The organism is Mycobacterium sp. 360MFTsu5.1 (assembly GCF_000383495.1).
Lineage (GTDB): Bacteria > Actinomycetota > Actinomycetes > Mycobacteriales > Mycobacteriaceae > Mycobacterium > Mycobacterium mucogenicum_B.
This window is the reverse complement of sequence record NZ_KB911479.1, coordinates 57888-72708: the sequence shown is the minus strand read 5'-3', so window position 1 is coordinate 72708 and position 14821 is coordinate 57888. Positions and strand designations below refer to the sequence as shown.

Here is a 14821-nt window from a genome sequence, read left to right as displayed (position 1 = left end):
AGGGCGACGAGGGCGAAGATCGCGAGCTGAATTCTCACGCGTTTGTCGAGATGCATTTACGGCCCCTGATCCCAGCGGTACGGAATGGTCAGCGGATTACCCGGGTTGTTCGGCCCGCCGGCGGTGCACGGGCTGGGGAACTGGCCGATGGTGCGGCCCCACTGCAGTTCCAGCTCGGTCAGGTCGCACTCCCAGCGGGTACCGGTGAAGAACGCCTGATCGATGCGGCTGAGGGTGAGGTCGACGATCGCGGTGAGGTTCGCGTAGTCGCCGCGCTGCCACTTCTCGATGGTGTCGCTCGGGAACGGCACCGTGGGAATGAAGCTCAACGCCCGCGTCATGGCCGGCCCGGCGTTGGCGAGCTGTTCGAGCGTCGGCCCCAGATCACGTAATTCCTTGATCACGTTCTGTTTTGACCGGTCCACGGTGTCCGCAGCCAGCGCCGCGAACTTGCTCAACTTGTCGGCGGCCTTGACCAGGTTCTCCCGTTCACCGTTGAGCACCGCGAGCGCTTCGGGGACGGTGTCGACGGCCCGGTCCAGCACCGGCTGGCTCGCGGCCAGCTTGCCCACGACGACGTTCAGGCTCTCGGAAGCCGCGATGATGTCAGGAGTCTGATCCTTGACGTTCGCGGTGAACGTGTCGAGCTGCTTGATGAGGCTCCGCAGATCCTCGGCACGCCCGTGGAACGCCGTACTGAAGGCCTCGGTGATGTCCTGGACGTTGCCGATGCCACCGCCGTTGAGCACCATCGACACCGCTGACAGCGTCTGCTCGACCGACGGGAAACTGCCGCTGTTCGCCAGCGGGATGACCGACCCCTGGTGCAACTGTCCTTGTGGCCGTCCGTCTTTGGGCGGCCCGAGCTCGATGTGCAGCGTGCCCAGCAGACTGGTCAGACCCAGTTTGATGGTCGAGTTGGCCGGTGCCTTCACATCTCCGTTGAGCCGCATGGTGACCAACGCGTGCCAGCCCTGTCGCTCGATCTTGGTGACGGTGCCGACCGTGACGTCGGAGACTCGCACCCGCGAATTCTCTTGCAGGTTTGTGACGTCGGGCATCTGCGCCTGGATTTCGAAGGCTCCGGGTCCCCCACCCTCGGTGCCGGGCAGCGGCAGGCTGTTGGCGCCGCGCCACCCCGAGCAGCCGGCCGAGGCCAGCAGCGTCAGGACCGCGAGGGTGCAGCCGGCGGCGGTACGCAGGCGGCTCATGACCCACCTCCCGGCGGCGTCATCATGCCGGCCAGGCCGGCGTTGGCGTCGGTGGCCACGGTCTGGGGGGCCGCCGGCACGGGCGCCGCAGCCGCCTGCTGTGCCACGGGGGCAGCGGGCCGCGACGGCGGCACATAGTCGGGGCGCATCCAATCCTCGCTGTACGTAACCTCATTGGGCCGCGCTTGGGTACCGACGAACAGGTTCTCGCCCAGCGGCGGGAAGTTGTACTGCCGGTTCTTGACGATGGGCGCCAGATACTGCGCGCACAACTTCGACGACTGGTCTGCGCCGAGGCGCGACGCGGCCTGGATGGCGCCGCAGATGAAGCTGACCGGGTTGGCGAAGTTGTTGACCGCGAGGACGCCGGTCAGCGAACCGACCGCGGGCTCGTAGATGTTGTTCAGGTCCGCCAATGCCGTTGGCGCCACATGCAATACCTGCTTGATGTCGTCGAGGCTGCCCACGATCGCGCTGCTGACCGACGCCAGCTTGTCCGATGCCGTCCCGACGGCTTCTTTGTTGTCCGCGACGAAGGAGCGCACATCGTCGGCGACAGCACTCATGTCGTGCAGCGCCTGCCCGACCTTGCCCGGATCGTCGGCGAGCAATCCGGTCACCTCGGCCAGGTTGGTGTTGAGCCGTTCCAGCAAGCCGGTGCTGTCCTGCAGCGCCGACACCAGGATCGAGAGGTTCTTGAACGTCGAGAACAGATCGTTGCTGTGGTCGCCGACGATCGAGACCGCCTGCGACAGGCGGATCACCGATTCCCGGATGCTGGCGCCCTGCCCCCGCAGATTGTCGGCAGCGGTATTGATGAAACCACCGAGCGTGCTGACCCCGCCGGGCTGATCAGGCTTGAGCAGATCGGCCACTCGCTGCAACTGGGTGCGGACCTGATCCCACTCCACCGGCACCGCGGTCCGATCGAGCGGGATCACCGCGCCGCCGCGCAGCGTCGGCCCGCCCCGGTACGGCGGGATCAGCTGAATTGCCCTGCCGGTCACCAGCTGTGGCGACAGGATCACGGCCTTGGCCTCGGCCGGCACCTTGTACTTGTCGTCGATCCAGAAGGTGACCTTGACCTTTTCGGGCCCCGGTTCGATCTTCTCGACCTTGCCGACCGGCACCCCTTGAATCAGGACGTCGTCGCCCTTGAACAACTGATTGGTGTTCTGGAAGTAACCCACCACTTCGTTGCGTGACGCGCGCTGGAACGCCTGCACCGCGAAGTAACCGCCGCCCACGACAAGGGCCACCGCGGCCGCGACGACGAGCAGGCGGGTAGACAGCTTGCTCATGGCTGTCCTCCTGGCGGCTCAACGGGATCCGACACGTGTACTGGCGGGGTCTTGGGTGGTTCCGGCATGGCGGTCTGCCCGGGCGCGAGCGCCGGCGGTCCGGGTGGCGGCCCACCCGGCGGCGGGGCCGGTTGCGTTTCGCGAAGCGGGTAGCAGCCCGGCCCGGGCAACGGGATTCCCGGTGGGCCACAAGCGGTATCGCCGGGCTTGCCGCTGATCGCGCCCGGAATGGTCAGTCGCGGGTCGCCGGCCTGACCCGTGCGCGGGAACGGCACCGGGAGCGGCGGGGTGCCCGGTTGCCCGGTCTGCGGATCCTGAAGCTGCGACGGCAGTTTCGTGTTCGGATCCACCCCGAGGTCCGAGAATGCGGCGTCGACGAACGGCTGCACGAACTGGCCCGGCAACAGGTTGACGATGTACGCCTTGAAGAACGGACCCGAGCTCACCGCATCGCCCAGTGCCAGAGCGTATTGACTCAGTCCCTTGACGGCCTGTTGCAGCCGCTCCTTGCGGTTGTCGAGCATCGCCACGACGCCGTTGAGCTTGTCCAGCGCCGGCCGCAGTTGCGTCTTGTTCTCCGCGATCAGCCCTTTGAGTTGCTGTGAGACCGACGACAGGCTGTTCCACAACCGGCTCACGGCGGCGCTCTGCGAACGCAGTTGCACCAGAAGCGCATTGGTGTTCTTGACCAGGCTCACCACCTGGTCGCTGCGCTTGGCCAGCACCGTCGTCGCCTTCGACGCGTTGTCCAGCAGGCTCCGCAGTTGTGCGTCGCGATCGCTCAGGGTCTTGGAGAATCGCGCGATACCGTTCACCGCGTCCCGCAGATCGGGGGCGGTGTTCGCGAAAGCCTCTGAGACGGTGGCCAACGAGTCCGACAGCTGATGAGTGTCCAGCCCGCTGATCGCGTTGGTCACATCACCGAGGGCGTCCGGCAACTGGTAGGCGGACACGGTCCGCTCGAGTGGAATGGTGCCCTTGAGGTCACCGTCGCCCTTGGGGACGACCTCGAGCATCTTGCTGCCCAACAGACCCTTGGTCTTGATGGCGGCTTCGGTGCGCTCCCCGAGGTGCACGTCGTCGTCGACGGTGAATTTGATCAGCACGCGCGGACCGTCGAGGTCGATGCTGGCGACCCGGCCCGCCGGAAAACCCGAGATGTCCACGGGCGCACCGGTGTGCAGTCCGCTGGCATCTTCGAAGTACCCGGAGTACGTGGTCGTGCCGCTGACGAACGGGATCTTCTGGAACAGCAGCGCGACCGTGGCGACCACCACGACAGCACTGATGCCTATCGCGCCCAGGGCGAAATGACTTCGCTCGGCAAAAGGTTTCATCTGGGTGTGCACCGTCCCGTGCTCTGTCCGGCCACCTTCACGTAAACCGGTTGTCCCCCTTTGCCGTTGAGCTTGAGCACCGCGTCGCAGAGGTAGAAGCTGAAGAAGTCGCCGTAGATGCCCTGCCGGGACAGTGCCTTGTACTTGTCCGGCAGGGTGTTGAGGAAGTTGTCGAAATAATCGTGGTCGGCCAGCACGATCCCCGCGGTGCGGTCCACTTCGTGCACCGTCTTGGCCAACGGCGGCCGGGCCTCGGTCAGCAGGCCGGCGATCGAATTGGCGGCCGCATCGGTGTAGGCCACGGCATTCGAGACATCGGTCTTGCGTTGTGCCAGGCGATCGACCAACTGCGACAGTGACACCACGGCCTTGTCGAGCTTGTCGCTCTTGCCACCGAAGGACGTCAGCACCGTGTTGAGATTGGTGACGACCTGCCCGATCAACTGATCGCGATCGGCCAGGGTGTTGGTGACCACCGCGGCCTGCGCCAGGAACGAGCCGATCGACGGACCCTGTCCCTGCAGCGCCTGGATCAGCTGTCCGCTCAGATCGTTGATCTTGTCGGGGCTCAGCGCAGAGAACAACGGGCGGAAGCCACCGATGACGGCATCGAGATCCAGTGCGGGCTGCGTGCGGTCGACAGGGATGGTGTCTCCCGGGTTGAGCTTCTTGGTGCCGCCGGCACCTTCCTCGAGAGCCAGGAACCGGTCACCGACGACGTTGTCGTACCGGATCACCGCGCGGCTGCCTTCGGTCAGCACGACGGAACTGTCGGCGGTGAATTCGACCGTCACCGTCGAATCGCGGTTGATCGACACGTCCTTCACCTGGCCGACCTCGACTCCGGCGATGCGAACGTGACTGTCCTTCTTCATGTTCGAGACGTTGACGAAGCGGGCGAAGTACGTGTGCCCCTCGTCGAATCGAAGGTCGGCGAAGACCGCCCAGAGGGCGACGGTGCCGAGCAGACATACCGACAGGAAGACCGACAGGCGCAGCAGCGTGCCTCTAAGGTTCTCCACGGCTTCCCTCCTGCCTCGATCGTTGGTTGGTCATCACGGTCAGTTCCCGCCCGCCTCGGCAGGCAACGCGGGGGCTTCCGCCGGCAGTGGCGGAGCCTCGGCGGGCGCCGGTGCCGATTGCGTTTGTGCGTCAGCGGGATTCGGCGGCGCGGGCGGCACGCCCGGCCACAGCGGTACCCCGCCGGGTCCGTACAGCGGTGCGCCGTACGGCGGTGCCCCGGGGTACGGGATCGGGCCGGGAGCTGGCCCCGGCAGGCACTGCCGGATGCTCGGCGTCTGAGGCACTGCGCGGGTGCTCTGGAACCACTGGCCCCAGCAGGGGCTGCCGATGCCCGGGTTCGGCCGGATGTCGAGCCCGGTGCCCCATCCGGTGTTGGTGATCAGTTGCCGCACGGGGAAGTTCTTGGCCACGTCGGGCAACGAGCCACAGCCGGGTTTCCCGCCAGGTCCACCCTTGGCCGCGTTGATCGGCAGGTTGTCGGGGAACACGTACGGGTTCTTGCCGGGCAGCAGCGTCGCATCGAGGATCAGCGAGCGGCCGTCGGCCCCGCCGAACACGCCCCAGGCGCCGGTGTCGAGGAACTTCTTGGTGCCCTCCAGCCAGCACGTGTACCCGGGGCTGTACTTGAGCAGCAGACTCGTCGTGGGTTCCAGCCCGTTGATCGCGTCGACGAGGTTGTCCCGGTTCGGACCCAGCAGATCCGTTCCGGCCTCGGAGAATCCGATGACGTTCATCAGCAGACTGTCGAGCGCCTTGGCCTTGCCCGTCACCGTGCTGCTGGTGGTGCTGGCGGCGTTGAGGATCTTCACGATGTTGTCGGCGGCCGCACCGTAGGTGTCACTGAACTGCTTGAACGACCGCCAGTCGTCACGAATCTTGTCCGAGCGCGAGTTGAGCGCCGTCAGCACCTCGTTGAGATCGGTTGTGGCCTGGCCCATTCGCTCACCCTGGCCACGGACGCCTTCAGCAACAGCGCTCAGCACCGAGTTCAGTTTCGCCGGGTCGACCATGTCGAGCAGGTTGACGATGTTCTCGAAGACGGTGTCGACCTCGGTGGTGGTGTGCACGGATTTGAGCACCGCGCCGGCGGCCAGCCGGCTGCCGCTGGGCGACGAGGGATAGACCAGGTCGACGAACTTGGCGCCGAACGCCGTCGTAACACTCACCTGCGCACCGACATTGGCGGGGATGTACTTCACCTGGTCCGGGTCCAGCTTGAGCTGCAGGGTCGCCCCCGAATTGCTCACGTCGATCTGACTGACCCGGCCCACCAACACGCCGCGCATCTTGACCTTGGCGTTGGTCTCCAGCACCAGACCCGCGCGGTCCGCCATGACCGTCACGGGCACATAGGATTTCGCGGCGCCGGTGAAGATGACCGTGGTCACCACCATGAACAACACCACAGCCGTGATCAGGATCAGGGCCCACCATGAGTTCGAGATCCGGCGATCTCCCGTGCGCGCTTCCACCGGCTAACCTGCCATGTTGAAGTTGCCGGACTGGCCGTAGATGGCCAGTGAGATGAACACGATCTCGACGGCCGCGATCACCATCGACAGGCGCACCGCACGGCCGACCGCCTCGCCGACGCCGGCCGGACCACCGGAGGCGGCGAACCCGAAGTAGGTGTGCACCAACATGATCACGACGGTGATGGCGACGCATTGGACGAACGACCAGATGAGGTCGTTCGGGTTGAGGAACGTGTTGAAGTAGTGGTCGTACACACCCGCGCCCTGCCCGTAGACGGTGGTGGTGCCCATGCGCGCGGCGAAGAACGCCATCATGACCGCGACGCAGTACAGCGGGATCACCACAACCACGGCAGCCAGCACCCGGGTGGACGCGAGGTAGGTGATGCTGCGGATGCCGATCACCTCGAGCGCGTCGATCTCTTCGTTGATCCGCATGGCGCCGATCTGCGCAGTGGCGCCGGCGCCGATGGTGGCCGACAGCGCGACAGCCGTGGTCGCCGGCACGATCATCCGGACGTTGAGGAACGCCGACGCGAACCCGGTGAGGGCCTCGAAGCCGACGGATGAGAACTGGTTGTAGCCCTGGATCGCCACGAGGGCACCCGTTGTCATCGTCAGGAAGCCGACGATCGCGACGGTGCCACCGACGACGACGAGCGCGCCGGTGCCCAATCCTGTTGCGGCGATGAGCCGTAGCAGCTCCGCGCGATAGTTGACGACCGCATCGGGAATCGAGCCGATGGCGTGCGAATAGAACGCGCCCTGTTCACCGATACGGTTCCAGCGCGCGGCCGAGCTCTTGGTCAGTTTGTCGAGCCGCGGGAACCTGCGGCTGGGGACGTCGACAGTCATTTCTCCCTCACGACACCGTGTACTGGATCGCGACCGCGGTCACGATGACGTTGATCGCGAACAGCACCATGAAGGTGAAGACCACGGTCTCGTTGACGGCGTTCCCCACACCTGCGGGGCCGCCGCGCACGGAAGTGCCCTTGTAGCAAGCGATCAGGCCGGCGGCCATGCCGAACAGCGTCGCCTTGATGAGTGCGACGATGATGTCCCCGGGACCGGTGAGCAGGTTCAGGCCGCCGACGAAGGCACCGGGCGAGACGTGCTGCACCGTGGTGCAGAACAGGAACGCACCGGTCAGGCCGACGAGGATCACCGTGGCCGACAGCGCCAGCGCCACCGTGGTGGCGGCCAACACGCGCGGCACCACAAGCGAACGAATGGGGTTGATGCCCATCACCCGCAACGCGTCGAGTTCTTCGCGGATGGTCCGCGCCCCGAGGTCGGCGCACATCGCCGTCGCGCCCGCGCCCGACACGACCAGCACCGTGACGATGGGGCCGATCTGGTTGACCGTGCCGATCGCCGCGCCGGTGCCGGAGAAGTCGGCTGCGCCGAATTCGGTCAGCAGAATGTTGAACGTGAATGTCAGCAGCACCGCGAACGGCATCGTGAGCAGCAACGCCGGCAGCACCGACACGCGCGCCACGAACCACGTCTGCATGACGTATTCATGCCATGCGAACGGCGGCTGAAACATTTGCACGAAAGTGTCGAACGTCATGGCGAAGAAGCCGCCCAGTGAAGTAACCGGCTTAGCCGCAGTGCGAGCAATCGCTACCATTTGTCGCCCGCACTTTCCAACCGTTGCGCCGAATTCACTACGGATGGTCGATAAGCGATCGCTGCGGCCAACATGGGTGGAGACGCTATCAATGCAGCTCAGCTGCCAACCACCTCTAGATGGAGGGATTCACGGCTGTGATTTGTCCCCCATCAGGGTGATAGGCGTGTTTCAGATCACACCCCATACACGGAATGGGAATTCCGCAGCAATAGCACAGTTAAGCCATATCAGAAGATTGCTGAATTCGCATCCGAACGAGAATTCCGACCGGATTGTTAATTCACCACTGCGGCAATAATCGGCTGCATGCCGGCGCCCTGCGGAGAGACAGCGTGTGCGGCTATTGCGCCTGTTCACCGAATCTGGATTGGGCGTCCATGTAGAGCGTGATCGCCTCCAACCGATTGGCGGCGCCGATCTTGCGCAGGATGCGTTTCACGTGCGTCTTGACGGTTTCCACCGAGACGACCAGTTCCTCGGCGATCTCCGCGTTGGAGTCGCCCCGCACCATCCTGGCGAAGACCTCGCGCTCGCGGTTGGACAACGCCGCCGTGAAGGCATCGACCGCAGCGTCCGTCGCGAACACGTCGTCGTCACCGCCGGCGTCCAGGCTGACGGCGGTTCCGGCGATGCGGTCGGCTTCCTCTGCCAGGCGGGCGGCGGCTCCGATGATCGATACCCGAAGTTGTTCGACCCGCGCCGAATTCAACAGCCGCTCGTAGACGAACGAATACACCGCCAGCAGCAGTCCCAGCGTATCGACGTCACCATCGGCGATGGCGCCCCGCGCGCGGGACATGTGGACGAGTGCCACCACTTTCGACTCGACGACGATGGGGGCGACCAGATAGTCGGCGGCGCCCAGTATTTCGCAGAAGCCCTCGCTGGCCGGCGCCTCATCGCCGCCGGCGTGGATGATCCGCCGGAACCGCACGCAGTCCTGCTCGGCGGCAGCGGCGTTGCGCGGCAACGGTTTTCCGGTTCCGCGCGTGCCGTGCGATGTCACAGGGATGAACTTGTCGGGCGCGATGGACGACAGCACCGCGCTGCTGAACCCAATGGTGTGGCAGAGCTCGGTGCACACCTGGCGCTCGAGTGCCTGCAGCGTCGGCGCCGCTTTCAACCGCCGGATGCTGTCGATCACCGACCGCGCCGTGGCACCGGAGTCGTCACCGCTGATCAGGCGCGCCTCGACCTGCGCCTGCAACGATGCCATCAGCAGCCGCTGCGCCACGGCCGGCATGAGTGCGATGCCCTCACCGTCGTCGCCGAAGAGCACTTCCTCAGTGGTTGCCGCCGAGTTCGCGATGGCTTGCTCGAGAGTGGTCGCCTTGTCCGCTCTCGGCAGGTTGAGCACGCTGCGCAGGTGTCCGTCGATCTGGTTGAGCCTGGTCACCATCGCACGGCGCGTCATCGCAGCCGTCCGCTCCCCACGCCGGCGTCCATGGCCAGATACATCGCGAGGGCGGCCGCGCGGTTGGTGGTGCCGAACTTCTCGGCGATGCGCTTGAGATGGGACTTGACGGTGCCTTCGGAAATGTCCAGGCAGCGCGCGATGTCGCGGTTGGTGGCGCCGGTCGCCACGTAGGACATGACCTCCCGTTCGCGCGGGGTCAATTCGGGGAGGACGGCGGGCTCACTCGCGGGCGGGGCCACCGAATCACAGTCACCCGCGGCCGACACAGCGGCGACACCCGGCCCGGGCCGCGTCATGAGTTGATCCATTGTGGCGCAGAGCCTGTCGACCTCGATGCGCTGCTGCGACACCTTCTCTTCCAGAACGGCCCGCTCGTACACGACAGCGAGGCATTCGGCGAACGCCTCGAGCAGGTCGAATTGATCCATGACCGTGGTGCCGGGTGCTTCGGGGAAATCGGCGTGCAGCATCCCGATCACCCCGCCGCCGACGGTGATCGGCGCCGCGAGGTAGTCCTGCCGAGCCGATGCGGTCGGGCGGGATACGACGACCCCGTGTCTCCCGCGGATCAGGGCGGCTTCGGCCTCGGCGTCCTCGAGCCGGACCGGCACCCCCACCGAGAACCCGTGGAAGGAACACGATGTCGCACCACGGCCATGCAGGTGCCGCGGCAACCAGTCGTGCTCACGGACCGTGGAGACCATGACCCGGCTGAATCCGAAGTCTCGGCACAACAGCGTCATGGCGGCCTTGATGGTCTCGCGCGACGAGGTGCCGCGCAGCGAGTCCACGGCATGACGAATGGCGCTCAGTCGCCCGGCACCATGGGCCACCGCGCGACCGCTCAGCTCACGGCGGAGCCGCTGGACGCCGGCCAACAGGTCTTCGGTCGCGGTGCCGGCACTGCGCTGGCGTTCGAGGCGGCGCCGGAAGCGGTCCAGTTGCCGGTCCAGCTCGCGGTAGGCGCCGGGACCGTGAAGATTGCGGCCCAGCGAGTGCAGGCGGTCCGCCCCGGTCGTCGTCTCGGCGTGCCCGGCGATGAGCGTGGCCATTCACTCCCCTGCCTCGAGGTCAAATCAGGACTGGTGCCAACACGTTCCGCGGTGTGCGCGGCCAGACGGGTCGGACACGCGACAGCTCTGCCCAGCTGCGATCGATGCGCGTTCAACAACCGTTCGGAATGTTGCTACGCAGATTCTGCGCGGGCGACAGCTTTCGACCTATGTCCGCAACCGACGAAAAAACGAGCGCTGCCCGCCCTGGTCTGTCCTGACGCAACAAACCTGTGAGTCAGCAAACCGCCGGACCGGATCCGGCGGGCGAGAGACGGGCCTACAGGTAGGCGGTCTGGTTGACCAACCGGACCGCGGAACCGCCGTCGCCGAAGAACTCCGCGATGCTCAGTGACGCCAGATCCAGGTGCAGGCGGTACAGGATGCCGGGCCCCGCATCGAGCGCCTGCCGCAGGATCGTCTTGATCGGCGTGACATGCGAGACCACGAGTACCGTCGTCGCGCCGTGCTCGGCGATGATCCGGTTGCGGGCCCGGCGAATCCGGTGCGTCACCGTATCGAAGCTCTCCCCATCCGGCGGTGCGACGCTGGTGTCCCCCAGCCAGCTGCGGTGCAACTCGGGATCCCGTTCGGCCGCTTCGCGGAACGTCAAGCCTTCCCAGGCACCGAAGTCGGTTTCGATGAGGTCGTCGTCGACGGTGACGTCGAGGCCGAGGGCGCTCGCCGCCGCCTTCGCGGTATCCAGCGCGCGCTGCAGCGGCGAGCTGATCACCGCCGAGATACCTTCGATGCCAGCGATATACGTCGCAGCCGCCGCGGCCTGCTCACGACCCAATTCGGTGAGCGGCGGGTTGCCCCGGCCCGAGTAGCGCCGGTGCACCGACAGTTCGGTCTGCCCGTGCCGCAGCAGCAGGAACCGGGTCGGCGCGCCGACGGCGCCGGTCCAGCCCGGTGGGGACAGCTGTGCCGCAGCGGCTTTCGGTTCAGCTACCGCAGCAGTCGGCGCCACCGCCGGCGCCGCCGCGGCGTCCATGGCCTCATTGGCCAACCGGTCGGCGTGCGCGTTCTGCGCCCGCGGAATCCACGTGTAGCTCACCCGCGCGAACCGCCGCGCGAGTGCCACTGCCTCGCGGTTCAACGGGATCAGGTCCGGGTGCTTGACCTGCCAGCGGCCCGACATCTGCTCGACCACCAGCTTCGAATCCATCGACACCGCAACGTCATCCGCGTCCAGGGCCGCCGCGGCCTCCAGGCCGGCGATCAGCCCCCGGTATTCGGCGACGTTGTTGGTCGCCACCCCGATGGAGGCACTGCTCTCCGCCAGCACCTCGGCGCGGTCGGCCGAAAACACCACGGCGCCATAGCCCGCGGGTCCCGGGTTGCCGCGCGACCCGCCGTCGGCCTCGACCAGAACTCTCACAGACCGGTTTCTCCCGCACGGAAGTCCTTGACCCGCACCAGAATCGCCCCGCACTCGGGGCAACGCAGTACGTCATCGGGAGCAGCCGCCGAAACGCGGGACAGCTCACCACGATCCAGGTCGATGCGGCAGGCGCCGCAGCGGCTGCCCTGCAGCAGCCCCGCGCCGGGGCCGCCCAGCTTGCGCTGCTTCTCGTACATCTCGGCCAGTTCCGGGGCCACCGAGTCGAGCAGTGCCTTGCGCCGGTCGGCCGCCACCTTCCGCTGCTCGTCGATGGACACCAGCGCCTGGTCGCGCTCGACCTGCGCCGAGGTCAGGTCGCCCTGCAGCGCGTCGATCAGGGCCAGCTCCTCGTTCTGCTCGACCTGCAGCTCTTCGCGACGTTCCATGATCTCGAGCTGCTGCTCCTCCAGCGCGGCCTGCCGGCGCTGCAGCGTCTCCAGCTCGTGCTGCAGTTCGGCCACCTGCTTCGCGCCGACCGAGCCACTGTCCATCAGCTGCTGGTCGCGGGCCTCACGCTGGCGCACCGCGTCGATCTCGGACTCGAACTTGGCGATCTGCGCGTCCAAATCCTCGACGGCGATGCTCAGCGCCGCCAACCGATCGTTGGCCTCGCGGTGCTCGGCCTGCACGGCGTCGAAGCGCTGCTGCTCGACCAGGTGCGTCGACCGGTGCGTCAGGCGGGTCAGCGCGGCGTCCACTTCGGCCACCTCGAGCAGCAAACGTTGTTGCGACACTTCAGCTTTCATCTTCACGTCTCTCAGCAGGTTATCTCGACGTTCCAGGGGTCGGCACGGATCTGGCTGACCCGCACCGGCAACGCATCACCGAATTGTGCACGCAAGACCCCGGCGGCCTGCTCGCACCACGGAAATTCACTCGCCCAATGCGCCACATCGACCAGCGCCACGTCCGATGCGCGGCGGTGCTCGTCGGCCGGATGATGCCGCAGATCGGAGGTCACGTAGACGTCGACGCCCGACCGCGTCACCGCGCCCAATAGCGAGTCGCCCGCGCCGCCGCAGACCGCGACACGTGACACCAGCGCGTCGGGATCACCCGATGCCCGTACCCCCCACGATGTGGTGGGCAGACCGCGCGCGACACGGGAAGCGAAGGCCGACAACGGTTCCGGCTCCGGCAGCGAACAGATGCGCCCGATCCCCACGTCCGACGGCAGCGGCGCCAACGTGAGCACGTCGAATGCCGGTTCCTCGTAGGGGTGCGCCGCGCGCATCGCCGTCAGCACCGCCCGCCGCAGCCGCGACGGCGCGATAACCTCGACTCGATCCTCGGCGACCTGCTCGATGGCGCCGACCATGCCGATGGTCGGCGACGCACCCTCGTGCGGCAGGAACTGGCCCACGCCCATGGTCGCCCAGCTGCAGTGCGAGTAGTCGCCGATCTGGCCGCCACCGGCGGCGAACATCGCATCCCGGACCGCGTCAGCGTTCACGTGCGGCACGAACACGACCCATTTGTCCAGGTCAGCGCGCGCCTCGGCGGGGTCGAGCACACCGTCGACCTGCAGGCCCAGCGCCTCGGCCAGGGCATCCGACACCCCGGGCGCGGCCGCATCGGCGTTGGTGTGCGCGCTGAACAGCGCCGCGCCGCGGCGGATCAGCGAGTGGATCAGTGCGCCCTTGCCGGTGTCGGCGGCCACGGTGTCGACACCGCGCAACAGCAGCGGGTGGTGCGCCAGCAGCAGTCCGCCGTCGGGCACTGATGCCACGACGGCCGCGGTGGCGTCGACCGCCACGGTCACCGACTCCACGGACTCGGACGGGTCGCCGCACACCAGGCCCACCGAGTCCCAGCTGTGCGCCAGGACCGGCGGGTACGCGCGGTCCAGCGCGGCGATGACGTCACGCAACGGCACACTCACCAGAGCACCTCCTGTAGGGCCTCGACCAGGACCGGCCATTCCGGCCGGACCGCCGCGCGCAGGTAGCCGCCGGGCAGCCCGACGAACGTGTCGCAGCGGCGCACCGCAATCCCCTTCTCCGCCAGGTACTTCCGGGCCAGTTCGGCGTCGGGCACCGAGAACAGCACGAAGGGGGCGACGCCGTCGGTCACCGGGAAACCGGCGGTCGTCAGACCCGCCGCCATCTCGGCCCGCAGGTCGGCCAGCCGGCGCGCCCCGGCCTCGGCCTCGGCGACCGCGGCCGGCGCACTGCACGCCGTCAACGCCTCCAACTGCAGCGTCCCCAGCGGCCAGTGCGGGCGTTGCGCCGTCAGCCGCGCCAGCACCTCGGGGGCGCCCAGCGCGTAGCCGACCCGCAGCCCGGCCAGCGACCACGTCTTGGTCAGGCTGCGCAGCACCACGACGTCGGGCAGTGACCGCCCGGCCAGCGACTCCGGTTCACCCGGGACCGCGTCGGCGAAGGCCTCGTCGACGACCACGATGCGACCCGGCGCCCGCAGCGCCAGAATCTCGTCGCGGCGGTGCAGGACGCCCGTCGGATTGGTGGGATTGCCCACAACCACGAGGTCCGCCTCGGCCGGCACCGCCGCGCCGGACAGCCGGAACGGTGCATCCAGGACCACGTGCGCGACGGCCACGCCGGCGGCGTCGAACACGGCCTGCGGCTCGGTGAACGACGGCGCGATGAGCGCGGCCAGGCGCGGGCGCAGCAGCGGGAGCAGCGCAAATCCCTCGGCGCCGCCCGCCAGCAGGGCCACTTCCTGCAGGTCACGGCCGTGCCGGGCCGCCACGGCCGCGCGGGCCGCAGCCACGTCGGCGGAGGTCGGGTAGCTGCCCAGGTCGGCCAGCCGGGCCGCGAGCCGGTCGGCGAGCCACTGCGGCGGGCCGGCGCCGCGGACGTTCACCGCGAAGTCGAGCATGCCGGGCGCCACAGCCTGATCGCCGTGATAGCGCGCCCCGGGTTCCACAGGTAGACCCTAGTTCAGAGGTCTCGGAAGCCGAGAAGGACCAAATGGTCGCTCGTAGTGCCCTCGCAGCAGCCATTTGGTCCTTCTCGCGCA

At 67.4% G+C, this 14821-nt stretch carries 13 protein-coding genes; all 13 read right to left on the bottom strand.

All coding sequences use genetic code 11. The features are described from left to right. Positions 1-56: 56 nt before the first annotated feature. The 13 genes from H289_RS0128505 to cobC all read right to left on the bottom strand — a co-directional run bounded on the left by H289_RS0128505 (position 57) and on the right by cobC (position 14728). A complete protein-coding gene (locus H289_RS0128505; protein WP_020104275.1) occupies positions 57-1211 on the bottom strand; it encodes an MCE family protein in 1155 nt (384 codons plus the stop codon). Next, complete coding sequence (locus H289_RS0128500) at positions 1208-2512, bottom strand: MCE family protein (protein ID WP_020104274.1); 1305 nt, start codon at positions 2510-2512, stop codon at positions 1208-1210. The genes H289_RS0128505 and H289_RS0128500 overlap by 4 nt, the downstream gene beginning before the upstream one ends. After that, positions 2509-3849: an MCE family protein gene (locus H289_RS0128495; protein WP_036421753.1), complete on the bottom strand. Its 1341-nt coding sequence runs from the start codon at positions 3847-3849 to the stop codon at positions 2509-2511. The genes H289_RS0128500 and H289_RS0128495 overlap by 4 nt, the downstream gene beginning before the upstream one ends. Beyond that, positions 3846-4871, bottom strand: a complete 1026-nt coding sequence (locus H289_RS0128490; RefSeq protein ID WP_020104272.1) for a virulence factor Mce family protein — start codon at positions 4869-4871, stop codon at positions 3846-3848. The genes H289_RS0128495 and H289_RS0128490 overlap by 4 nt, the downstream gene beginning before the upstream one ends. Positions 4872-4910: 39 nt before the next feature. Then, the gene (locus H289_RS0128485; protein ID WP_020104271.1) at positions 4911-6344 is read right to left on the bottom strand and encodes an MCE family protein; all 1434 of its coding nucleotides are present in this window, start codon (positions 6342-6344) and stop codon (positions 4911-4913) included. A gap of 3 nt (positions 6345-6347) precedes the next feature. Then, positions 6348-7202 (bottom strand): ABC transporter permease, encoded by an 855-nt coding sequence (locus H289_RS0128480; protein WP_020104270.1) that lies wholly within the window; start codon positions 7200-7202, stop codon positions 6348-6350. Positions 7203-7209: 7 nt separating this feature from the next. Continuing rightward, entirely contained in the window at positions 7210-7983 is a 774-nt protein-coding gene (locus tag H289_RS0128475) for an MlaE family ABC transporter permease (RefSeq protein WP_029105877.1), read from the bottom strand. 343 nt (positions 7984-8326) lie between these two features. Then, positions 8327-9400, bottom strand: coding sequence for a response regulator transcription factor (locus H289_RS0128470; protein WP_020104268.1), 1074 nt, complete (start codon positions 9398-9400; stop codon positions 8327-8329). After that, on the bottom strand, positions 9397-10455 hold the full coding sequence (locus H289_RS31565) for a LuxR C-terminal-related transcriptional regulator (RefSeq protein WP_020104267.1): 1059 nt from the start codon (positions 10453-10455) through the stop codon (positions 9397-9399). Before H289_RS31565 ends, H289_RS0128470 begins: the two co-directional genes overlap by 4 nt. 280 nt (positions 10456-10735) lie before the next feature. Further along, positions 10736-11836, bottom strand: coding sequence for a bifunctional RNase H/acid phosphatase (locus tag H289_RS0128460; RefSeq protein WP_020104266.1), 1101 nt, complete (start codon positions 11834-11836; stop codon positions 10736-10738). Beyond that, positions 11833-12585, bottom strand: coding sequence for a zinc ribbon domain-containing protein (locus tag H289_RS0128455; protein ID WP_029105876.1), 753 nt, complete (start codon positions 12583-12585; stop codon positions 11833-11835). The genes H289_RS0128460 and H289_RS0128455 overlap by 4 nt, the downstream gene beginning before the upstream one ends. Before the next feature lie 11 nt (positions 12586-12596). Then, positions 12597-13721, bottom strand: a complete 1125-nt coding sequence (locus H289_RS0128450; RefSeq protein WP_020104264.1) for a Nif3-like dinuclear metal center hexameric protein — start codon at positions 13719-13721, stop codon at positions 12597-12599. Next, positions 13718-14728, bottom strand: coding sequence for an Rv2231c family histidinol phosphate aminotransferase CobC (cobC, locus tag H289_RS0128445; protein WP_020104263.1), 1011 nt, complete (start codon positions 14726-14728; stop codon positions 13718-13720). The genes H289_RS0128450 and cobC overlap by 4 nt, the downstream gene beginning before the upstream one ends. Positions 14729-14821 lie beyond the last annotated feature (93 nt).